We start from the raw sequence: 23,356 nt of genomic DNA, 5'->3' as shown, positions 1-23,356 counted from the left end.
TTATAGGGAGAGATTGATGACATTGTACTCCAAAAAACAAAAAAAGATCACATCCAATATTATTAATCCGGTAAAATCCCTTTCGGAGATCATAGAAATATTATCCAAGTCAAAAGACTTTAAACAATCAGAAGCAATCAATGAACCATCAAACACTTCCTTTCTCGTTGCATATATTTCTACCTTGGTGGATGACAAAATTACACAAAAAGATTTGATGCCTTATTTACTATATGGGAATTTTAATACTCTTGAAGATATAAAGTATATGATGCCTTCACGTGATTGTAATATCACATCGGATCCAGCTGATATAGAGGAAAAATTACTTACCGGCTGGATTATGATTCGGCTGAATAACAAAGATAAAACTGTAGCGTTATTACCTGCAACTGAAGAGGTTGGACGGGAAGTATCGCCTTCTGAAGTAGAATTTACAGTAGGTGGACCGAAAGAAAGCTTTGTAGAATCAATTGAAAAAAACCTTAACTTAATAAGAAAAAGGCTTCCTATCAAAGAGCTCGTAATTGAAGAAGTAATCGTCGGAACATTGACTAAAACAAGGGTAGCCATCATTTACATTGACGGCCTTACCAAAACAGACAATATAAACACAATGAGACAAAGAATAGAGAATATCAATTTTGATCAAATTCAAGATAGTGCCTATATTGAAGAAATGATCGCTGACAACAAGAATTCTCCCTTCCCCCAGTTATTAAATAGTGAAAGACCTTTAAAGGTCATTTCATCACTAGTTGAGGGAAAAGTTGCAGTCATTTCGGATGGATCCCCTTTTGCCATTATGGGGCCATCCTCTATTATGTCTTTCTTTAGTTCAGCTGAAGATTATTTAATGAGTTGGGGAGTAGCTTCTTTCATAAGAATTTTGAGAATAATTGGAGTGACCGCTTCGATTTTTGCCACACCAATGTACGTTGCCATTTTAACGTATCATCCAGAAATCATTCCAAAAGACTTAATGGCTTCCATTATAAGTTCCAGAAAGCATGTCCCTTTCCCGCCTTTTCTGGAAGCTTTGTTCTTAGAAATTACGATAGAACTCCTTCGTGAAGCTGGAGCCCGCCTTCCGACAAAGGTTGGACAAACAATCGGCATCGTCGGAGGTATCGTCCTCGGGACGGCCTCCGTTGAAGCAAGCTTGACAAGTAATGTTTTGTTAATTCTCGTTTCAATCGCTGCTTTAGCATCATTTACTACACCAGTATATAAAATAAGCACGACAATCCGATTGATCCGCTTCCCTTTTTTGCTGTTCGCTCAATTATGGGGCTTTCTCGGAATTGTCATAAACGTCTGCATAATATTAGCACATCTTATTCAATTAAAATCATTAGGGCGACCTTACTTAGAGCCAGTTTATCCACCAAGACTTACAGACTTGAAAGATGCTTTTATTAGGTTCCCTTTTTACAAAGGGCAATTACGTCCAGGTTATTTACATAGCCAAAAGCCGGTACGCTTTCAAACAAATAAAGAAAATAAAAAGAAGGATATTGATGAATGAAAAGTCTGGAGGACATCACAATGAGCAGCACCATAAAGGGAGTGCAAATTTCACCATATCTCGTTTTCTTCCTAGTCCATTCCATGCAGATTGGGATTGGTGTCCTCGGTTTCCAACGACAAATATCTAAAAGTGCCGGCTATGATTCTTGGATTGCCGTCCTAATTGCATGTGCATTATCACATATCATTCTTTTTATTATTTATAAAATTGCCGAGCTCGGAAAAGGGGATATGAATGATACACATCTCTTTATTTTTGGAAAATATATAGGCGGAGTATTCAATCTTGTTTTCTCTGTTTATTTCATCTTAATGGTTATCGCTGTTACCCGCACATATATCGAAATTTTACAGATTTGGCTCTTTCAAGATTTAAGTGTGTTTTGGTTTACTTTCAGCTTTTTGCTTCTGGCGATATATATTGTCAATGGTGGCATAAGAACAGTTACAGGGATTGCTTTTTTTAGTGTTGTCATTCCGTTTTATTTATTTTTTGCTTTTCTTTTCGCTGTGCCTTTTTCGGACTATAGCGATTTTTTGCCAATTCTTCACCATTCCTTAAAAGATATTTATAAAGCAATATTGCAACTATCCATTGCTTATTTAGGCTATGAAACTTTGCTTTACTACTATCCGTTTATCCAAAATCCAAAGAAATCAAAAAAATGGGCACACTTCGGATTATTGTTTACATGTATCATTTACTTATTTATTACGTTTATTTCATTCGGCTATTATAGTGAATCGCAGCTCCAACATATTATTTGGGCCACTTTGTCGATTTGGAAAATAGTGAAGCTTTCTTTTATGTGGCGGTTTGAATATATTGGAATTGCCACTTGGTTCATGGTCATTCTTCCAAATATATGCATTCCCCTTTGGTGTGCAAGCAGAATCATGAAGAAAACAATTAAAACGACACAACGAAGTGCACTAGTTTGGATTTCCGCCGTAATCTTGTTTATTGTGCCTCTATTTCAAACAAGAAATCAAATTTATTTCTTTCTTTCTTTCCTCAATCAAGCGGGCTTTATCATCAATTTTATTTATATTCCGCTTTTATTTATCATTTTACTTATTGTAAAGAAGGTGAAGAAATGAGGAAGAACATGTTTATTTTTTCTCTGCTTCTAATCATATTAGCTGGATGTGTGCAGACAAAAGTCATTGATAATCTAACCTTAATTAACGCAGGTGGGATTGATTATATTGATGAAAATAACATTAAAGTTACGGGCGTATACACTCTTTATAATGAAGAAAAAAAGGCGGAAGATAATAATATAACGATGACTATGAATAAAGATGCTGGCCTTCTCGATCATTTATCTAGGGAAGCAACATCACCGATTTTAATCGGAGATCTCGATATCATTGTTATTGACATGCAGACGGCGAAAAAAGGCATTTATCCAATTATCGATACGTTGCAAAGAGAGCCGAGTGTGGGTTCCCGGTTATATTTAATGATCTCAGAAGGATCTGCACATGATCTTCTAATGGGGAAATATGGGACTGAGGGAAATGGTAAATTTATTTCCACTATGATTGAAACAAATATTAAACATCGTGATATCCCAAAAACAAATCTACATATGTATGCGGCTGATTTTTTTCAGGAGGCAAAAGGATCTTTTCTTCCTATTTTGAAAAAGGTTTCAAATGAAAAAGTAAAAATAGACGGACTTGCAATCTTTTCAAAAGATAAGGTAGTGTATAAAATTCCGACTGATGAAATGTTTTATTTCAAGCTATTAGTTGATCGACATAACAAAGGGAGTTTAGATGTAAGTGTAGAAGATCATGGTGCAACCATCCAAAACATAAAATCAAACTCTTCCATTAAAACAGATTTGAAGAAAATGACTGTTGATATCGAATACAATATGACAGGTATTATAACAAAATATACGGGAAGAAAGTTGAAGAGCGGTATTAAAAATAAAATTACTAAAAATGCGGAAAAAAGTATAGAGAAAAAGGTATTGAAGTTACTAACCGATTTTCAGGAAAAAGGAATTGATCCTGTCGGAATTGAGCGAAAGTTCATCCAGCAGCATAGGAATTTTGACAAAAAAAAATGGAAAGAGGATTATAAAAATATAACATTCCGTATCCATTCAAATGTTACGATTTCCGAATCTGGAACGCTAGAATAAGGAAAAGAAGGCTGCCATCATCGGTCAGCCTTCTTAGTCATCAGAAAACATATATTTTTTATAATGATAGCGAATCGATAAAACTACTCCAACCGCCATCATATTTCCAAGCAACGCACTTCCCCCATAGCTAATAAATGGCAATGGTATTCCAGTAATGGGAACCAGCCCAATAGTCATACCGATATTTTCAAAAACGTGGAATGCCATCATCGCTACAACTCCGGCGCAAATATAAGAATAAAAAGGATTTTTCGTTTCTATCCCTGTTTTGGTGATTTGATAGATTAGCATAAAAAACAAACTGATCACAATACTGCCGCCAATAAAGCCGAATTCCTCTCCTACAGTACTGAAAATAAAGTCAGAATGGGCTTCCGGCATATATACTTCCCCGCTTCTATAGCCTTTTCCTGTTGTTTGTCCTGACCCAATTGCGAGTAATGATTTAACTAGTTGAAAGCTTTCATCTGATCGATACGAATGTGGATCGAGCCACGAATATATTCTTTTATATTGATGGTCTGCCAAAATTCCTTTTAAAAGCTCATGCTGAAATATCGCAACATAAAGCACGCCTCCGACCAAAACAGCCATGGATGAAAAAAGCGGAAATAGCAGCTTCCACGTTATTCCGGAAACAAGAATAACCGCTAGTAAAATACATCCAAATACGAGTGATGTACCTAAATCAGGTTGTTTGAAGACTAAAGCAGTTGGAATCATCGTAACTACTACAAGCTTGATTAAAAGCCAAATATCAGTTTTAACACTCTTATTAATAAATTTAAGATGATGTCCTGCCGTCAATTTTGCGAGTACGATAATAGTAAAAACTTTCATAAACTCTGATGGTTGAATTGCTCCCGCCCCCGGAATCACATACCAACTTTGCGCACCATTTCTAATCGGAGTTAGTTTCGTTTCAGGAGCGATAATTAAACCGATTAATAATAGTAAACAAAATCCATACAAATACCATGCGACTTTTTTCATCTGGTCTGAATCCAGCTGAACAATCACAACTATTGCCACTGTACTAATCGCATACCACATAACCTGCTGCAAAACAAAATTCGTCGAACCATATTGTCCTGTTTTTTGGGCACTAAATATAGTAATTAAACTGACGATTGTCAATAACATTAATGATAAAATGATACCATAATCTATTTTAGGAATTGGTTTTTTTTGAGAAGTCATCACTTCGTCTCCTCTATATTAATAGGCTTTTATAGTTTTCTTTTTGTTGGTAATTCCAACACTATGATGATTGAAGCAGATATCAACTTTATAATTCAGCAAAAATCATCTTTGGTCATCTTATCATTATACTGAATGAAGTTAAATATAAAAAGTAGGAATTTGTGGTTTTCACAATATTGATGGAATGCTTGAAAATTGAATTGCTTAGTCTAAGCTTATAAGATATCAATAAGGAGGTGGTATATATGGAAGAAATTAAAACTAAAGAACAATTTGAAGAAATTATTTCAGGCAGCAGCCCCGTTATCGTGAAATTTGAAGCTGATTGGTGCCCAGATTGTAAACGCATGGATATGTTCATCGACGATATTGTGAAGGCAAATAGCCAGTACAGTTGGTATGAGATAGACCGTGATAAATTTCCTGAAATCGCTGAAAAAAATGCGGTCATGGGTATTCCTAGCTTGCTCCGTTTCCAAAATGGTGAAAAAACAGCCCATTTACACAGTGCAAATGCAAAATCACCGGAACAAGTAAACGAATTTCTTGAAAGTATAAAATAAAGCACTTAAATCCTTATTTTTTTCAGTTCGAATCGAGCGCTGGTTCGGATTAAAGTCGGGACTTTTTAATTTTACAGTCCAAATTAGAAAGAATTTCGAACTTAATCGTGACCTTTCAGTTTATGAGTCCGAATCATATGCGATTAAAGCTTGAAATCACGACTTTTTAGTATTTCCAATCGCAATTTCGAACTTATTTCAACATCACAATTTCCAATTCAAAAGCCAAGTATCTTCAAATAGAAGATACTTGGCTTTTTTTAATAATTCCTTACTGTAAATGCTGCTGCATAGTCGTCGAATCACCCATATATGGAAATTGCTGTACAGGCTGATACAAGCTTCCAATTGTTTGGATTGCTTCTCCTGTAGCTGGTGTAAGCGGATAGTACCCCTTTTGCATCATATATTCCCAAATCTCGTAGCTATGGCGGCTGCTATTGAGAAATGCATTTTCTAAAAATGTTCTTAATGTAGGATTAGCACACTCTAGAACGGAAGCGGCATAGTTTTTTGCGGCAGCTTTTTGATTAAGTAAATATGCTGTGGCAATTTCTCGATCATTGTGAGTTTGTGCATTTGTTCGTGGAGCAGCTGCTTGAGTTAAGTTTACTGGTGGCTGTGTGTAATTATTTAACTTTGGCGATAATACGTCTGGTTGAAATTTTGAAATATCTGGTATTGAAGAACTTTGAACAAATTCCACTTTTAAATTGTAATCTTCAATATGCTTTGGATAATGTCTTTGAAGCAATGATTTTAATTCAGGATCCTGAGCTTGGTTAATAAACATCCCCATGCAAGTTACAGTATTAAAACAACTTGCAATAAGTTCACTTAGATCATGAAGCTCATGCGATGCCAATTGCATGTTTTTCACCTCCAACTATATTCTCTTACGATAAAATGTTTTTATTCAACATTTCCTCCCATATCGAATGTCCTGATTATTCCACGGACAAGGAAGTTTTAAAAATGTATACATAGGGTACTTTAATAATAAGCATCAAAAATTAGCTAGCGAAAGGATTTTGATCTATGCTTTGGACCATTATTGGAATATTAATCGTACTATGGTTACTTGGATTTATAGCAAAAATTGGCGGCGCGCTCATCCACATTTTGCTAATAGCTGCTCTCGTCCTTTTCATTTTCAATCTCATTACTGGCAAAAAGACTAGATAACGAAGCCGTTCCTTCTTTTAGGAACGGCTTTTATAATTTGTGGATTAATTGCATAAATATGTAAATACATACATTTTTTAATTTATTATATTATTCTCTTAAAAAATAATTATTAATCGCTATTTTATTTTAGTATAATACGTTAACTACAGGGGATAAATAAAACATACGAATTCAAAAAAATAAGCTATTATGTATGATTGTTTTATAAAAAAATAATAAATGACCAAACTTAATGCTATATTAATTTTCAAAAAGTTATTGTATTCGTAATTAATCTGTAATAATATACATATGAGCCATAAGATTTTACTGAAAACTTTAATATATTGGAATAATAGTTTTTTATGGTGAAAACGATTATTTTATTGAGCAATTTATATATATATTATACAATCTATTAATATCGTGTTTTATAGTTAAATAGTCTTAGAACAAGGAAGGTGACTTTTAATTGACTACTTTACTAGAAGTCAAGAATTTAAAGACACATTTTTTCAATAGAAAAAAGGTTATCCCCGCTGTTGATGGCGTAGATATAAAAATTAATAAAGGTGAAACAGTTGCGCTTGTTGGTGAGTCTGGATCAGGGAAAAGTATTACCTCTCTCTCTATTATGAGATTAATCCCTAGCCCTCCCGGAAAGATTGTTGATGGAGAAATTTTATTTAATGGAACTGATTTAGCAAAACTATCAGAGAATGAAATGTGCCGAGTTCGTGGCAACGATATCTCTATGATTTTCCAAGAGCCAATGACATCATTAAATCCTGTATTGACGATTGGCGAACAAATTACTGAAGTTCTTATATATCATAAGAAAATGTCAAAAAAAGAAGCTACAAGAAAAGCGATTGATTTATTAAAAATGGTAGGATTTTCTCGTGCTGAAGAAATCATTCACGATTATCCACATCGTTTATCTGGCGGAATGAGACAAAGGGTCATGATCGCAATTGCGATGAGCTGCGATCCGAAGCTGCTAATTGCAGACGAGCCTACTACTGCCCTTGACGTAACGATTCAAGCACAAATTTTAGACTTAATGAAAGAGTTAAGTGATAAAACAAATACTTCTATCTTAATTATCACACATGATTTAGGCGTAGTTTCTGATATCGCCGATAAAGTACTCGTTATGTATTGTGGCCAAGTAGTAGAAGAAGCCGATGTAGATGATCTTTTTGGCGAGCCGCTTCACCCATATACTGTAGGATTGATGGAATCCATTCCTTCTCTTGAAATGGATACGGATCGACTAGTCCCTATCCAAGGTAATGTACCTTCACCGGAAAACTTCCCGAAAGGCTGCCGTTTTGCACCACGTTGTCCTCATGCTTTTGATCGTTGCCTCCAAGAAGTGCCGAGCTTGATGACGATTGATGGAAAACGTTCAGTACGCTGCTTTTTATACGACAAGGAGGAGGCTACAGTATGACAACTCATGTTAAAGACAAACAAAGCCTCTCGAATGACAAAAAGTCAGAATATTTATTAGAGGTAAATAATTTAAAAAAACACTTTCCTATTAAAGCTGGTATTCTCCAAAGAACGGTTGGACATGTGAAAGCAGTAGATGGAATAAATCTTCATGTAAAAAAAGGAGAAACTCTCGGTATTGTGGGTGAGTCGGGCTGTGGAAAATCGACTGCTGGTAGAACCCTTATCAGGCTATACGATCCTACAGAAGGGAATATTATTTTTAACAACCAAGATATTTCCAAAATGTCTGAAAAAGAATTAAGGCGCTCCGTCCGTAAAAATATTCAAATGATTTTCCAGGATCCTTACGCTTCAATGAATCCTAGGAAAACATTGAAATCAATTTTGACCGAACCAATGATTACTCATAAATTGTACAATCGTAAAGAGCGTGACGAAAAAATAGCTGAATTACTTGATCGAGTTGGTTTCAATCCATCCTTTATCAACCGGTATCCGCATGAATTCTCAGGTGGTCAACGCCAAAGAATCGGAATCGCTCGTGCATTGACTTTAAATCCTGATTTAATTATCGCTGATGAAGCAGTATCTGCCTTGGACGTATCTATCCAAGCTCAAATTATCAACTTAATGAAAGATTTACAAGACGATTTTGGTCTTACTTATATATTTATTTCCCATGATTTAAGTGTCGTCCGTCATATTAGTGATCGCGTCGGTGTTATGTATCTTGGTAAAATGATGGAAATGGCTCCTAAAGCTGATTTATATGGAGAACCACTGCATCCTTATACGCAAGCACTTCTTTCAGCAGTGCCTGTCCCTAGAAAAAAAGGTGCTCAGCCACGAGAAAGAATTGTATTAAAGGGAGAGCTACCAAGTCCGGCAAATCCACCTACAGGGTGTGTATTCCATACACGCTGCCCTATGGCTATGGATATTTGTCGAAAAGTAGTCCCACAATTTCAAGAAGTAAAGCCTGAACATTTTGTTGCTTGTCATTTATATCAAGATAAGTAACAAAATGGGACACTTGAAAGGGGGAGATGCATCTAATCAATCTAAGTAGTAGTGATTAATTATGGAATACTATTTTATGGGGGGAAAACAATGAAGAAACCTGCATGGCTTTTAATAAGCATGATGCTTGTACTTTCCATGTTCTTGGCTGCTTGTGGCGGCAATGACGCTGCTCCAAAAGACAATAACAAGGGCAACGACAGTGGTAATTCTGGTGAAAAAACTGAAGAACCAGCAGAAAGTGATGAGCCAGTTGATGGCGGAGATTTAATTATCGGGTCAAGTGGTAAACCTACTTTATTTAACCCATTATATTCAAACGACAGCGTAAGTTCTGACGTTGAAGGTCTTATTTATGACAGCTTAATCGGCTCTGACTTAGAATTCAATCCTACTACAGATGATGCAATGGCAGAAAAAGTAGATGAATCTGAAGATGGTCTTACTTATACAGTTAAACTTCGTGACGGAATTAAATTCCATGACGGTGAGCCTTTAACTGCTGACGACGTAGTTTTCACTTACAATATCCCATTAAGTAAAGACTATGACGGTCCTCGTAAATCATATTTTGAAGCATTAGAAAAAGTTGAAAAAGTGGATGATTTAACTGTTAAATTCACTTTAAAACAAGTGGATGTACAGTTCCCATCTGTTGGATTAAGCTTCGGAATTCTTCCTGAGCATATTCTTAAAGATGTTCCAATTACTGAACTTGGTGAAAATGAATTTAATACAAAAACTCCTATTGGATCTGGTCCATTTAAATTCGTTGAAAACAAACCAGGTGAATACGTAAAAGTAGAAGCATTTGATGACTATTATCAAGGTCGTCCACATTTAGATTCTATTACAATGAAGATTGTTCCTGATGCGAACGCTATGTTAACTCAACTTCAAAACAGAGACATTGATTTCTGGGCTGGAGTACCACAATCTGATGTAGAAACAGTTGAAAGTTTCGCTGATTCCATTGGAGTTAAACTTGAACATGGTCTTGCTCTATCATACAGTTTCTTAGGTTATAACCTACGTAATGACCTATTTAAAGACAAAGAAGTTCGTCAAGCTATTACACATGCAATTGATCGTCAACAAATTGTTGATGAAATCATGGACGGAAAAGGTGAAGTTGCCGACGTTCCTGAAAGTCCATTAAGCTGGGCTTACAATCCTGATGTTCCTAAATTCGATTTTGATCCTGAAAAAGCGAAGCAAATGCTTGCTGATGCAGGTTGGACACCAGGCTCTGATGGCATTCTTGAAAAAGATGGAAAACGTTTCTCATTTGAATTAAAAACAAACCAAGGTAACAAAGTACGTGAAGATATTACAGTTCTTCTTCAAGCACAATTGAAAGAAGTTGGGATTGAAGTTAAACCAATGATCGTTGAATTCAGCTCTCTAATTGCTGATATCGATCCAGGTGTATGGAACTTTGATGCAATCGTTCTAGGTTGGAGCCTTGCAACAGATCCAGACCCAAGTGGTATTTTCCATACGAAAGAAATTGCTGAAGGATTAAACTTTGCTGGTTACTCTAACCCAGAATTAGATAAATTAATGGATGAGCAACTACAACAAAGAGATAAAGATAAGCGTAAAGAACAAATTGGACAAGTCCAAGCAGGAATTGCAGAGGACCAACCATATAGCTTCCTTTACTATCCAGAAGAATATCGTGCAATGCCAGCTGAGCTTCAAGGTTATGAGTTCCATGCTAAAAACTATATCTATCACCCACACAAATGGTGGTTGAAACCAGCTAAATAAGAATTGCTTTTTTTAAAAAGGGGGAAATGGATTGTCCGCTTCCCCTTTTTCCTGTGTTATAATATTAACTTGAAAACTAATGTCCTGCATCTATGCAGTATATTTAAGATAGATGATTCAATTGGAAGGAGAATAGGCAATGATTTCCTATATAATTCGTCGAACGCTGATGGCCATTCCGTTATTGCTCGGGATCTCGATCTTATCATTTGCCATTATTCAATTAGCACCAGGGGACCCTACAACATTAATGATGGATCCAAGTTTAAAACCACAAGACCAAGCAAAGTTTAGAGAAAAATACGGCTTAGACGATCCCGTTCCTAAACAATACGTAGTATGGCTTGGTAAAATGGTTCAAGGCGATTTTGGCACTTCCATCATTGAACGAGGCGTTCCTGTCAGTGAGTTGATTATGGCACGTTTACCAAATACTTTATTACTCATGGGTGTTTCCACTATACTTGCAATCCTCATAGCCGTACCTTTGGGCATATTTTCTTCGATGCGGCCCTATACAATACGGGATTATACAGTGACAGTCGGTTCGTTTCTTGGTGTAGCTACTCCAAACTTTTGGCTCGGCTTAATGATGATTCTCTTTTTTGGAGTTCAGCTTAAGTGGTTTCCAACTGGTGGAGTTGCGACTCTAAATGCTCCATTCAGTATATGGGATAGAATTCACCATTTAATCATGCCGGCATTTGTATTAGCAGCTGCCGATATGGCTGCTTTAACTCGTTATACACGTTCAAGTATGCTTGATGTCCTTCAACAGGATTATATTCGAACTGCAAAATCAAAAGGTTTTAAAGAAGGTAAGGTTGTTTTAAAACACGGGCTTCGAAATGGATTAATTCCTATCATCACCATTTTTGGTCTTATGATCCCGTCTTTCATTAGTGGAGCCGCTATTACAGAAAACGTATTTAGTTGGCCGGGTCTTGGTCGTTTATTCATCGAATCGGCATTTACCCGAGATTATCCAGTCATTATGGCTCTTACAGTTATTTCAGCAGTATTTGTTGTAATCGGAAATTTAGTAGCGGATATTCTTTATGCAATATTTGATCCGCGAATTGAGTATTAGGGAGGGATTTAACATGTCAACAAATTCTGCAATAGACGAACTCGAATTAAATCCCAAACCACAAAAGCCCGACACATTAACAAGAATATTTTTCCGTAAGTTTTTTAAAAATAAATTAGCCGTCATTGGTGCGATTATTTTACTCATTATTATTCTTATGGCAATTTTTGCTCCCTTAATCGCTCCCCATAATCACGAATTAGTTAAAATGGGAGATAAGCTAAAACCGCCAGGTAAAGAATATTGGCTTGGAACGGATCGTTTTGGACGTGATATTTTCTCTCGTCTCCTTTTCGGAGGTCGAATCTCCTTATTGGTAGCTTTTGGTTCCGTTGCGGGTGCCCTCATTATTGGAACAACTATCGGTGCACTTGCCGGCTACTATGGCGGGATATTGGATGCCATTCTTATGAGATTTGTAGATATCGTAATCTCCATTCCAAGTTTATTTTTACTTATTACAATCGTAACGATTTTTCAACCAGGTTGGGATAAGTTGATTTACATCTTTGCCCTAACATCTTGGACAAGTACTGCAAGATTAGTACGTGGTGAGTTCTTATCTTTAAGAACCCGGGAATTCGTTCTCGCCTCTAGGACAATAGGTACAAGAGCATCTAAAATTATCTTTAGCCATATCTTACCGAATGCTATGGGACCGATTATTGTAGCAGCGACTTTATTAGTTGGTGGAGTTATTCTTTCCGAAGCCGCCCTAAGTTATCTTGGACTTGGTATTCAACCCCCTACTCCAAGCTGGGGCAATATGCTTCAAGATGCACAAAGTATAACTGTGTTAATAAGAGCTCCTTGGTACCCAACATTCCCAGGACTACTCATCTTGATCACCGTCCTATGCTTTAACTTCGTTGGTGACGGATTGCGTGATGCGTTAGATCCAAAGGGAGATTGATAGAAAGACGAAAGCGTCTTTCTCTAAAACTAGATATGATAAAAAGCCAGGAATTTTTTCCTGGCTTTTTTTGTGTGTAATATTGAATGGCAGATTTATTATAAAAAACCATTGGAATACATTAATCCCAATGGTTTTTTACGAAAGCCGGTTTAACCAGCACTTTTTTCAGAAAACTGGCTTCTATATAAATCAGCATAAAATCCATTTTGATTCATCAATTCATCATGTGAGCCTTTTTCAATGATATCTCCTTCATTCATTACTAAAATAATATCCGCATCCCGAATCGTTGAAAGTCTATGAGCAATTACAAAACTCGTACGTCCTGCCATAAGTTTATTCATAGCCAATTGAATATTCATTTCAGTTCTCGTATCTACACTACTTGTTGCTTCATCTAAAATAAGAATTTTTGGATTAGCTAGTATAGCTCTAGCTATCGTAATTAATTGACGCTGTCCTTGCGATATGTTGGAGGCATCCTCCGTTAAAATGGTATCATACCCCTCTGGTAATGTTCGTATAAAATCGTCAGCATATGCACTTTCCGCTGCACGAATAATCTCTTTTTCCGTTGCGCCACTCCGTCCGTAAGCAATATTGTCACGAATCGATCCATTGAAAAGCCATGTATCTTGGAGAACCATCGCAAACATCGACCTAACCTGTTCTCTTGATAATTCATGCAGACTAATTTTGTCGATCGTAATCTTACCTTTATTAACCTCGTAAAACTTCATTAATAAATTTATAATGGTTGTTTTCCCAGCTCCAGTCGGACCAACTATTGCGATCGTTTGACCAGATTTTACTTCTAATGACAAATCCTTAATGACTGGTTTTTCCGGATCATATCCAAATCGAACATGTTCAAATGAAATACTTCCATCAAGCGAATCCAAGTTAACAGGCAATCTTTCTTCGACCCTCTCCTCTTCTTCGTCTAATAATGCGAAAATCCTTTCTGCTGATGCAAGCGCTGTTTGAATCATATTTGCGATCCCGGCAGCTTGAGCCATAGGTTGCGACAACTGCTGTGTATATTGAATAAATGCTTGTACATCCCCCAGGAAGATGGTTCTGTTTAGGACAAGAATTCCACCTGCAATACTAACAAAAACATATCCAATATTTCCGACAAACGTCATGAGCGGCATCATAATACCACTAATGAACTGAGCTTTCCATCCTGATTCATAAAGTCTATCGTTCATTTCATCGAACTTTTCAATGGATGTTTTTTCTTGACCAAATGCTTTTACAACTTGATGGCCCGAGAACATTTCCTCTACATGACCATTTACATTACCAAGCTCTTTTTGTTGATTCACGAAATGTTTTTGAGAAAATGAAGCGATAAAACGAATGACGACGGCGCTTAATGGCAGTGTAATAAGTGCCACCAATGTTAATAATGGACTAATCACTAGCATCATGATAATTGTTCCAATGATGGCAATTGCAGATGTAATCAATTGCGATAATGCTTGTTGAATCGAGTTATTGATATTATCGATATCATTAATAACACGACTTAGCACATCGCCATGTGGATGCTGATCGTAATAGCGTAAAGGAAGCTTCGTTAATTTTTCGTTCACAGCTTGTCGAAGTTCCGCGGTCGTCATTTGCGAGACCCCTGCCATAATATATTGCTGTAAATAAGCAAAAAGAGCAGACAAAACGTATAACCCTATTAATATTAAAAGTAACTGACTTAAGAACGTGAAATCAATTCCTGTTCCTTTTGTGATACTTGCAAAAATAGATGTCGTTGCATCACCAAGTAACTTTGGACTAATGACATTAAATAATGTAGAAAAAATAGCTGCGATTGAGACAAATATTAATTGATTTTTACGAGGCTTCAAATATCCCGCTAGGCGTCTTAGCGTTTTTTTGAACTCCTTCGGCTTTTCTCCATGCATCATATGCGGAGGGCCGCCTCCAGCATGTCCCCTAGAAGATGTTCCTTTTTCATTATTTTTACTCATGCGCCCTCCTCCTCTGTACGTTGTGAGGATACAATTTCCTGGTAAATTTTATTTTCAGCCAGTAATTCACGATGCGTGCCGATTCCGGCAATTTTACCTTCATTTAATACAATAATTTGATCAGCATTGATGACAGTACTTACACGTTGCGCAACTAAAATAATCGTTGCATGAAGTATCTCTTTATTTAATGCAGCTCTTAATTTCGAATCTGTCTTATAATCCAAAGCTGAAAAACTGTCATCGAATAAATAGATTTCCGGCTTTCTAATCAGTGCCCGGGCAATTGAAAGACGCTGTTTCTGACCACCTGAAAGATTAGCTCCCGCCTGCTCTATATTTGTATGGATACCATCTTCTTTATCCAATACAAAATCAATGGCTTGTGCAGTTTCAAGAGCATCTAACATCTCTTCTTCACTTGCATCTTCTTTTCCAAATTGAAGATTATCCGTTATACTTCCACTAAATAAAGAAGCTTTCTGCGGAACGTAGCCAATTTTGTTTCTAAGTGTCTGTTGAGTCATTTCTTTTATATCAATCCCATCAATCAATATTGACCCATCCTCGACATCGTAAAATCGGGCTATTAATTTAATGAGGGTTGATTTCCCCGCCCCAGTACTGCCAATAATCGCTGTTGTTTCCCCTGGATGTGCTTTAAATGATATATCTTCAAGTACTGGTTTTTCCGCACCTTCATAGCGAAACGTTACATTTTGAAATTCTACATACCCTTTATCAGTTGGTATTTCTCTTGGATTTTCTGGATCTACTATTTCGGCTTCCATCTTCAATACTTCATTAATCCTATTGACCGATGCTTGCGCACGAGGAATCATAATAAAGCCCATGGAAAGCATGATTAAAGAAAACAGAATCATCATCGCATATTGTAAAAAAGCCATTAAATTTCCGACTTGCAGCAAACCATTATCAATACGAATGGCCCCGAACCAAACGATAGCAACACTCGTAAAATTCATGATAATCATCATGACTGGAAAGATAAGGGCCATCAACTTATTCACTTTAATGCCTGTGTCACGAAAGTCTTCATTTGCCGTATTAAACCGCTTTTTTTCAAAGCTTACTTTGTTGAAGGCTCGTACAACACGGATGCCCGTTAAATTTTCACGAACGATTAGATTTAGTCGATCAGTCTTCTTTTGCAATGAAACAAATAGTGGGATTGCTTTCCTTGAAATAACGAAAATAAGCAACGCCAGAATGGGCAAGGCAGCCAAAAAAACGAGTGATAACCCTGCATCTCTAGAGACTGCTAGAATGACGCCACCGACCAGCATTAAGGGTGCTCGCGTCATCATACGTAAAACCATATTGAGAACATCCTGCACTTGCTTAATATCATTTGTTGTCCTAGTAATTAAAGAAGCTGTTCCAATTTTATCGAATGCTTGTAAGGAAAGATCTTCTACATGAACAAATAAATTCCGTCTCACATCTCTTCCAAAACCAAGTGCTACTTTGGAAGCAAAGTAAGATACTCCTACTGTTAAAAACACAGCAGCCAAGGCACAAATAATCATATAAACGCCTGTTTTTACTATGTATGGGATGTCACCGTTTACAATTCCGATATCAACCACATTCGCCATTAGCGTAGGCAACAATAGCTCTAGTAAAATTCCTGCCAATGTTAAGATGACAACAATGCTTATTTGCCACGTATATGACTTTAAAGCTTTTAACATGTTAACGAATCACTTCCTTATAAAACTGATAAGTCTATCGTATTTGTATTAGTTCATTGAGTCAATAAAATAATTTATTTACATGTGTTCCTGCGAGATTTGAGGTCAATTGAAATGGCATTTCCGAGATTACCAGCGCTCCTTCACGATTCGATTTCAATTGAGACGGATTTTCTAGTATTGCCACTATTTCATCTCAATCCGAAAATAACAGCTTATTTTATAAAGATTATTACATTTTTTCTTTCATAATATGTAGCCTTTGCATTTTCCTACTATTAAAGTGTCTTATTACAATCTTTTGGATTAATTTCCACGGAGCATCATTCATAAATATCCTTAAGTGTGATTTTTTTATCAGGAAAAAGAATGGTATTTTCATCAATGAACTTGAATATTGATAACTCTATAACTTCTATACTTTTGCAGTTTTCACATACTAATACCAGCTTTTTTCTTTCAATATTAAATGGATTGCCAGATGCACATATAATCCCTTTCCTGAGTGCTATTTAGTATATTCCCTTATTTTTGTAAAACGCGTTTCTTCCTTATAAAAGGAATGCAACTTTGTTATGGTGATTGTTCACATTTGAAGGTCTTTTACTTAACTTCAAAAAAACCGATTTAGTTGATTCGGGAATATAATTGATTGATTTCGTATGCGTTGTATAAGTGGAAATGGGGAATTATAGGCTTCTCTGGAAATTGTGTAACCATGGTTACATAGCAGACATCGAAAAGGCTGAGAAAAGGGAATTTTTTCACCATTTATGTAATACTACTGGTCATCTTCAAAGATGGGCGATTTCTTTAAAGGATAGCTCCTTATTTACAAAACGCTTTTTAATAATCATTTTTCAACTCTCTATTTAGTACCTCCTCTAATGTAAAAATATCCTATCTTTTTACAAAGTATCTTAGAAATACGTTTTTATTAAAATAAAAAAAGGACTCTCTTATGATGAGAATCCATAGTTCATATTAAATAACTAATAAATCTGCAGCTTGTGTCTCGCTTATATCTTTAATGATGCTAAGTTCACTTATTAATATTTTTGATGCATCATTAAGCATCTGTTTCTCACTCGAATTGAGTGGTTTTTCTTTTTGAAGATGTAAAAGATCTCGTACTACTTCCGCTCCATCAAGCGTACCTCCGGTCTTTAACTTCTCCATATTTTGCTTATATCTTTCTTTCCAAGGAAGCCCACAAGTCGGCTCCTCATTATGAAAATCAAATATAATACTCTTCATTGTCTTGCTATCGGCTACTGGCCGTACACCTGCTGTTTCTACAGATCCTATTGGAATCATAACATTCATATTACTGATCGGAATAGATATTACATAATATCGGCGGCGTTCGCCTAATATTTCTTTTTCTTCAATTGCTTCGATGGTACCTGCTCCATGCATCGGATACAATACTTTATCACCAATTTGAAACAATTTATCACTCCTAAGTTCACTATATACTAAGTATAACACTATATTATTTTTAGTCAAATATTATATTTTAACACCCACCTTAAGTTATAGTCAACACTTTTCACACGAAAATTGCGGTTTTTTTACATAAAAAAAGAACCTTGGTTCAATGCCAAGGTTCTTGCATAAGAAGTAGTTATCCCTTTATTCCAGTCAAAGCTACCCCTTCAATAATTTGTTTTTGTGCAACAATATAAATGATCAAGACCGGGATAATGGAGATTGTTGAACCAGCCATCATAAGCGCCCAATCCGTTACATAAAGTCCTTTAAAATAGTTTAATAATAAAGGAACTGTATAAAGCTCTGGAGTTGTCAAGTAAATCAAAGGTTCTAAGAAGTTATTCCAGGATCCCATAAAAATAAAGATCCCTACTGCAGCAAGTGCCGGCCGAACAAGTGGTAGTATTACACTCCAATAAATTCTAGGCGGGCTCGCTCCATCCATAACTGCTGCTTCTTCCAACTCATTTGGTATTCCCATAATAAATTGCCTTAATAAAAATACAGCAAACGCGTTAAACAATGCACCCGGTATAATTAGCGGCAAATGTGTATCCAGCCAACCGATATAATCCATAATCATAAATGTAGGAATCATCGTAACTTGTTTCGGAATCATCATAGTAGCCAAGAACAAGATGAATAACAAATTTGATCCTCGAAAGCGAATTTTAGCAAATGCATAGGCAGCCATAGAGCCAGTAAATAACTGAAGTCCCACTACTAAAATAGTTATATAAAAACTATTCCAATAGGCCAATCCAAAAGGCATTGCTTGCAATGATGCAGGGTAATTCGACCAAACAAACGGCTTCGGAATAAACTCTGGAGGAACGATGAATATTTGTGATATATCTTTTAACGAGCTGCTAATTGTCCATAAAAAAGGAAAAACCATAATTGCTGAAGCAATGATTAAACCAACATGAGCAAGTAGAGTGGAAAACTTAAATTTAAATTTCTTTTTCTGAACCACTACTGGACGTTTATTCATTTCAATTGTACTAGCCTTCATAATGAACCCACCTTTTAGAAACTCTAAATTGAATGAGAGTAAAGATTAAGATGATGACAAATAAAATCATTGCCACCGCGGAGCTTTCTCCCCATTTAAAATTCTGAAAGCCGGTTTGGTATACGTGATAAACAAGTGTGTAGCTCGCTTTAGCCGGGCCTCCACTTGTCATGACAAAGGCTTGGTCGAAAACTTGAAAAGATCCAATAATGGACATAATTGAGACGAAAAACGTAGTTGGTGAAATAAGCGGCAACGTAATATGTCTGAACTTTTGAAACTTGGAAGCCCCGTCAATTTCTGCAGCTTCATAATAGCTGTTGGAAACGCCTTGAAGACCCGCAAGGAAAATAACCATATTATATCCAACCTGCCACCAAATACTTAGCATGGCGATTGAAACCATGACCCACTTCGTATCTGTCAACCATTGTGGACCTTGAATTCCTATAGTAGCTAGGAACTGATTTAAAATTCCAAAATCCCCATTTAAGATCCACATCCAAATGACACCGATTGAAACCGAACTTGTGACAACTGGCATAAAAAAGAAAACACGATACAATTCCTTACCTTTGATTCTATTTAATGCTAAAGCTAGCAGTAAAGATATGGTTACGCCAACTGGAATTGTAAGAATTGTATAGAGTGTTGTATTCCAAAGTGCTTTCCAAAAGACTGCATCTTTAAACTGTCCTATAAAATTACCTAATCCAACGAATGTTTTTTCCCCAAATCCATCCCATTGCATAAAACTTAGTACAAGCGCAAAGCCAAGGGGAATGAGTGAAAAGGCAAGGAGACCTATTAATTGTGGCGTTAAAAAGAAATAACCCCAAAAAGTATTATGCTTTCTCATGAAATCATCCTCTCAAACTATTGAAAGAAAGGGTCTTTCTCCCTTTCTTTCAATTTTTCATCTTGGTGTTAATTACTTTGCCTTATGCTCATCGATCATCTCTTTTGCCTTTTTAGACACTTCAGCAATTGTTTTATCTGCATCTTGTTTTCCAAGATACATTAGTTCGATGATATCGCGTAATTCTTGTTCTAAACCTGGGATTTGCACTTGTTTATCTTCAACAATACCAATTTCACGAGCATCGATTAGATATTTTGCATGTTCTGGAACAGCATCTTCAGTGATTAATTCATCAACGCCGCTTACGGAAGGAACCGCATTACCATTTCCTTCAAGACGGGCTTTTTGTCCTTCAGCAGACGTATAATATGACATGAACTTCATAGCTTCTTCTACATTTTTAGAATCTTTTGCAACTGACATATAAGCGATTGCGATTGCTGCAGGCTCCATTTTGTTGCCGGTGTTTGTTGGCCATGGAATATAGTCAAATTCCAAAGACTTGTTTTCGCTGAACATTGGAGTCCACCAACGACCTGCCGCTGCAAACCCAACTTGGTTTGACATAAACATCGCGTCTGCACCTTGTCCTTTTGGAAGGGAACCTGAATAAGTGAAATTACCATTTTTAATGTTTCTTTCAAGGAATTTAAATGCTTCCTTAGCTTTTTCATTTTCTTCTAAAATCATATTGCCTTCATCATCGTAAATTTGACCACCATTGGACCATGCCCAAGAAAATAAGTGTGCAGTCCAACCATCCGCAACAAATCCTTTTTTCCCAGCCGCATTGATTTTACCAGTCATTTCTTCAAATGCTTGCCAATTCCATTCACCAGCATCATAAAGCTCTTGAGGTGATTTATCAATTCCTGCTTCAGCAAGAACTTTTTTGTTGTAATACATTACTAAAGGATTATTATCAACGGAAACTCCGTATATTTTTCCATCTTTTCTAGCTGCTCCCCACAGGCCGTCTGCAAATTCACTTGCTTTTACATAGCTTGCAGAACTGTCAAGGAACTCTGTTAAATCTGCAATTTTACCCGTTTCAACGAGTTTTGGCATCGTATTGTCACCAACGTAGAATACATCATGTGATTTACCACCAGATAACTCTGTCAATAATTTTTCCTCATAGTTATCACCTGGTACAGGGACTAATTTGATCTTAACATTCGGATGTTCCTTCATATAGGCATCTACGCCTTTTTGATACACTTTAATTTCAGCCGGGTTTCCCCATGCAGCCATGGATAATTCTACTTTATCGTCACCAGAACCACCGGATCCACCACTACCAGATTTGTTTCCCCCACAGCCCGTTACAACGAGCAATAAAATAAGAAACATCGGAACTACTTTCCATAATGTCCATTTCTTTTTCATTCAGAAATCCCCCTTGTTATTTTCATTTAACATGATTCCCTTACAACTAACTTTAATGGAAGTTCATAAATCTTTTCGGGAGCGAATTGATCATTTGTGAGTAAATTGATCATAACTTCCATTGTTTTCGCTCCAATTTCTGCAATTGGTTGGTGAATAGTTGTGAGTGTAGGTTGTATTACCTCCGAGATTGGTTGGTCATCAAATCCAACGACCGCAATATCATCTGGAACCTTGAATCCCAAAGTCTTCGCCTCAGAAATAATTCCTGCAGCCACTTCATCGCTTCCGGTAAAAAGAGCATGTGGCTTGTTTTCCATTTTTGTTATTTCATTCATAATTCTTTTTCCGTCTTCAATACCGAAAGCATTTTCAAAAAGCCAGTTGCGATTAATTGGCAACCCTGATTCTGTCATTGCTTTTTCAAAGCCAAAGTAACGATCGTGGGCTAGTCCACTAAGGATTCCTCCCCAACAATAACCGATCTTTGTATACCCTTGTTTAAGCAAAAATGAGGTTCCCATATACCCTCCTTCCACTTGGTTTAAGCGAATGGAAGGAACATTCGCTGCCAGACTATACTCATTGCAGAGTACAATTGGCCCGTTCATGGTGATTGCTTCAATTACTTCCCAGTTGTTTTCAATGGATGTCATAATAATTCCATCGACCTGCTTTGATTTTAAATACCGTAAAAAATCTAATTCTCTTTTTCTGTTATACTTCGTATTACAGATTAAAATTTGTAAACCGTTTTCAGCAGCTTTTTCTTCTAAACTTTCGACTAAATAAGCAAAAAATGGATTTGTCAGTTTTGGAACCAAAACAGCAATAATATTTGTTTTTTGCTTCCTTAAATTTTGTGCTGCAGAATTTGGTATATATCCCAAATCCCGCATTGCTTTCAAAACTGATTCTTTTTTGGCTTCTGACACGTAGGGATGATTATTAATTACTCTAGATACAGTCGCTCTCGATAAACCAGCTAATCGAGCTACGTCGGAAATTGTCGGCATATTCCTCCTCCCCTGCGAAATAAAGTCTAAAATCTGAAATTTGAAAACTGAAATCGATTTCAGACAACGGTTACAAATTTCATAATAATCTAGTCTTTTGGAATAATCAATAGTTAAATAGATTTTCGTAATTAAAAAATTTCTGTTTTTTCTTTTTTCTATACATTGCCTTTATGAAATAATCGTGTTATTTTTGAATAACATAGACTATGAGACAAAGGGTGTGGAAAATGAATATTTTCAGTATTGATGGCGGTTTCTATCGATTTTTGGAAAAGTTTACAAACTTTTTTCTCTTAAATTTACTTTGGTTTATTATGTGTATCCCAATCATTACGATATTCCCTGCCACAGCCGCAATGTTTGGTGTCGTAAGACAATGGGTTCAGAAAAAAGATTCGGGAGTGTTCAAGCCTTTCTTTACTCTTTTTAAAGAAAATTTCTTGCAAAGCTTTCTATTAGGACTTGTCTGGTTTGCATTTGCTCTCATGTTTTATTTTAACTTTATGATCACTTGGCAAATGTCAGGAACGGCAAAGGTTATTATGGTTTCTGCATTATCATTCATCTGTTTATTTTTCTTAATGACGACCGTTTTTCTATTCCCAGTCATGGTTCATTACAAGACTCGTTTTACAATCCTAATAAAAAATTCTTTCTTATTTTCGATCAGCCAGCTCTGGGTTACGATAGTTTGTGGGATTATCTTTCTTTTAACAGCTTTAATTAGCTACTTTATCCCTATTACGACTATCATCATTTGGAGCATCGGTTTTTATTTAATCTATACTTTATGTCATAGGTCATTCAATAAAATTGAAGCTATGATTCAATTAAATCAAGAAACTCAAGAAGTTCAGGAAGTTAGTTAAGAACAAAAAGCGGAAGACCCTTGTTTAGCACAGCACAAACCTTTTAGGATTCTGAAGAATAAAGGAAACATGGTGAGTCATGAAAAACCCGAGTGCTCCCAAATAGTTGACTTA

General features: G+C 36.3%; 20 protein-coding genes. 11 read left to right on the top strand and 9 right to left on the bottom strand.

Annotated features, from left to right (window positions below; genetic code table 11):
* Nucleotides 1–16: 16 nt before the first annotated feature.
* Genes KHA96_RS21190 through KHA96_RS21180 form a run of 3 tightly spaced genes read left to right on the top strand, consistent with a single transcriptional unit; the run spans nt 17 to nt 3,689 of the window.
* On the top strand, nt 17–1,528 hold the full coding sequence (locus KHA96_RS21190) for a spore germination protein (protein ID WP_213131343.1): 1,512 nt from the start codon (nt 17–19) through the stop codon (nt 1,526–1,528).
* A 20-nt stretch (nt 1,529–1,548) separates the two neighbouring features.
* Nucleotides 1,549–2,631 carry a GerAB/ArcD/ProY family transporter gene (locus KHA96_RS21185; protein ID WP_249315843.1) on the top strand — a complete coding sequence of 361 codons (1,083 nt, stop codon included), beginning with the start codon at nt 1,549–1,551 and terminating at the stop codon, nt 2,629–2,631.
* Complete coding sequence (locus KHA96_RS21180; RefSeq protein WP_213131342.1) at nt 2,628–3,689, top strand: Ger(x)C family spore germination protein; 1,062 nt, start codon at nt 2,628–2,630, stop codon at nt 3,687–3,689. Before KHA96_RS21185 ends, KHA96_RS21180 begins: the two co-directional genes overlap by 4 nt.
* A 33-nt stretch (nt 3,690–3,722) precedes the next feature.
* Here the strand turns inward: KHA96_RS21180 and KHA96_RS21175 are convergent, their stop codons facing one another.
* Nucleotides 3,723–4,892 (bottom strand): FtsW/RodA/SpoVE family cell cycle protein, encoded by a 1,170-nt coding sequence (locus tag KHA96_RS21175; RefSeq protein WP_213131341.1) that lies wholly within the window; start codon nt 4,890–4,892, stop codon nt 3,723–3,725.
* A 248-nt stretch (nt 4,893–5,140) separates the two neighbouring features.
* Here KHA96_RS21175 and KHA96_RS21170 point away from each other — a divergent pair, with 248 nt between their 5' ends.
* On the top strand, nt 5,141–5,458 hold the full coding sequence (locus tag KHA96_RS21170) for a thioredoxin family protein (protein WP_213131340.1): 318 nt from the start codon (nt 5,141–5,143) through the stop codon (nt 5,456–5,458).
* A gap of 271 nt (nt 5,459–5,729) precedes the next feature.
* Here KHA96_RS21170 and KHA96_RS21165 read toward each other — a convergent pair whose 3' ends face one another.
* Nucleotides 5,730–6,329 (bottom strand): spore coat protein, encoded by a 600-nt coding sequence (locus KHA96_RS21165; RefSeq protein ID WP_213131339.1) that lies wholly within the window; start codon nt 6,327–6,329, stop codon nt 5,730–5,732.
* 167 nt (nt 6,330–6,496) lie between these two features.
* On the opposite strand from KHA96_RS21165, the gene KHA96_RS21160 reads away from it, so the two are divergent.
* The 6 genes from KHA96_RS21160 to opp4C all read left to right on the top strand — a co-directional run bounded on the left by KHA96_RS21160 (nt 6,497) and on the right by opp4C (nt 12,882).
* Complete coding sequence (locus tag KHA96_RS21160; RefSeq protein WP_213131338.1) at nt 6,497–6,643, top strand: lmo0937 family membrane protein; 147 nt, start codon at nt 6,497–6,499, stop codon at nt 6,641–6,643.
* Between the two features lie 454 nt (nt 6,644–7,097).
* Entirely contained in the window at nt 7,098–8,081 is a 984-nt protein-coding gene (locus KHA96_RS21155) for an ABC transporter ATP-binding protein (RefSeq protein WP_213131337.1), read from the top strand.
* Nucleotides 8,078–9,106, top strand: coding sequence for an ABC transporter ATP-binding protein (locus KHA96_RS21150; RefSeq protein ID WP_213131336.1), 1,029 nt, complete (start codon nt 8,078–8,080; stop codon nt 9,104–9,106). Before KHA96_RS21155 ends, KHA96_RS21150 begins: the two co-directional genes overlap by 4 nt.
* A 90-nt stretch (nt 9,107–9,196) precedes the next feature.
* The gene (locus KHA96_RS21145; protein WP_213131335.1) at nt 9,197–10,879 is read left to right on the top strand and encodes a peptide-binding protein; all 1,683 of its coding nucleotides are present in this window, start codon (nt 9,197–9,199) and stop codon (nt 10,877–10,879) included.
* Nucleotides 10,880–11,018: 139 nt separating this feature from the next.
* Nucleotides 11,019–11,969: an ABC transporter permease gene (locus KHA96_RS21140; RefSeq protein WP_213131334.1), complete on the top strand. Its 951-nt coding sequence runs from the start codon at nt 11,019–11,021 to the stop codon at nt 11,967–11,969.
* A 13-nt stretch (nt 11,970–11,982) separates the two neighbouring features.
* Nucleotides 11,983–12,882 (top strand): oligopeptide ABC transporter permease, encoded by a 900-nt coding sequence (opp4C, locus tag KHA96_RS21135; protein WP_213131333.1) that lies wholly within the window; start codon nt 11,983–11,985, stop codon nt 12,880–12,882.
* A gap of 152 nt (nt 12,883–13,034) precedes the next feature.
* Here opp4C and KHA96_RS21130 read toward each other — a convergent pair whose 3' ends face one another.
* The 7 genes from KHA96_RS21130 to KHA96_RS21100 form a co-directional block, all read right to left on the bottom strand.
* On the bottom strand, nt 13,035–14,879 hold the full coding sequence (locus tag KHA96_RS21130) for an ABC transporter ATP-binding protein (RefSeq protein WP_213131332.1): 1,845 nt from the start codon (nt 14,877–14,879) through the stop codon (nt 13,035–13,037).
* A complete protein-coding gene (locus tag KHA96_RS21125; RefSeq protein ID WP_213131331.1) occupies nt 14,876–16,594 on the bottom strand; it encodes an ABC transporter ATP-binding protein in 1,719 nt (572 codons plus the stop codon). The genes KHA96_RS21130 and KHA96_RS21125 overlap by 4 nt, the downstream gene beginning before the upstream one ends.
* 984 nt (nt 16,595–17,578) lie before the next feature.
* Nucleotides 17,579–18,046, bottom strand: a complete 468-nt coding sequence (locus tag KHA96_RS21120; protein WP_213131330.1) for a CarD family transcriptional regulator — start codon at nt 18,044–18,046, stop codon at nt 17,579–17,581.
* A gap of 175 nt (nt 18,047–18,221) precedes the next feature.
* Nucleotides 18,222–19,082 carry a carbohydrate ABC transporter permease gene (locus tag KHA96_RS21115; protein WP_249315855.1) on the bottom strand — a complete coding sequence of 287 codons (861 nt, stop codon included), beginning with the start codon at nt 19,080–19,082 and terminating at the stop codon, nt 18,222–18,224.
* A gap of 10 nt (nt 19,083–19,092) precedes the next feature.
* Nucleotides 19,093–19,962, bottom strand: a complete 870-nt coding sequence (locus KHA96_RS21110; protein ID WP_213131328.1) for a carbohydrate ABC transporter permease — start codon at nt 19,960–19,962, stop codon at nt 19,093–19,095.
* Between the two features lie 72 nt (nt 19,963–20,034).
* Nucleotides 20,035–21,354 (bottom strand): ABC transporter substrate-binding protein, encoded by a 1,320-nt coding sequence (locus KHA96_RS21105; RefSeq protein ID WP_213131327.1) that lies wholly within the window; start codon nt 21,352–21,354, stop codon nt 20,035–20,037.
* A 26-nt stretch (nt 21,355–21,380) separates the two neighbouring features.
* On the bottom strand, nt 21,381–22,403 hold the full coding sequence (locus tag KHA96_RS21100; protein ID WP_349305826.1) for a LacI family DNA-binding transcriptional regulator: 1,023 nt from the start codon (nt 22,401–22,403) through the stop codon (nt 21,381–21,383).
* 197 nt (nt 22,404–22,600) lie between these two features.
* Between KHA96_RS21100 and KHA96_RS21095 the strand changes: the two genes are divergently transcribed.
* Entirely contained in the window at nt 22,601–23,242 is a 642-nt protein-coding gene (locus KHA96_RS21095; RefSeq protein ID WP_213131325.1) for a YesL family protein, read from the top strand.
* Nucleotides 23,243–23,356: the final 114 nt, after the last annotated feature.

Source organism: Bacillus sp. FJAT-49711 (genome assembly GCF_018343715.1).
Lineage (GTDB): Bacteria > Bacillota > Bacilli > Bacillales > Bacillaceae_C > Lederbergia.
This window is presented reverse-complemented; position numbering and strand designations above follow the sequence as displayed.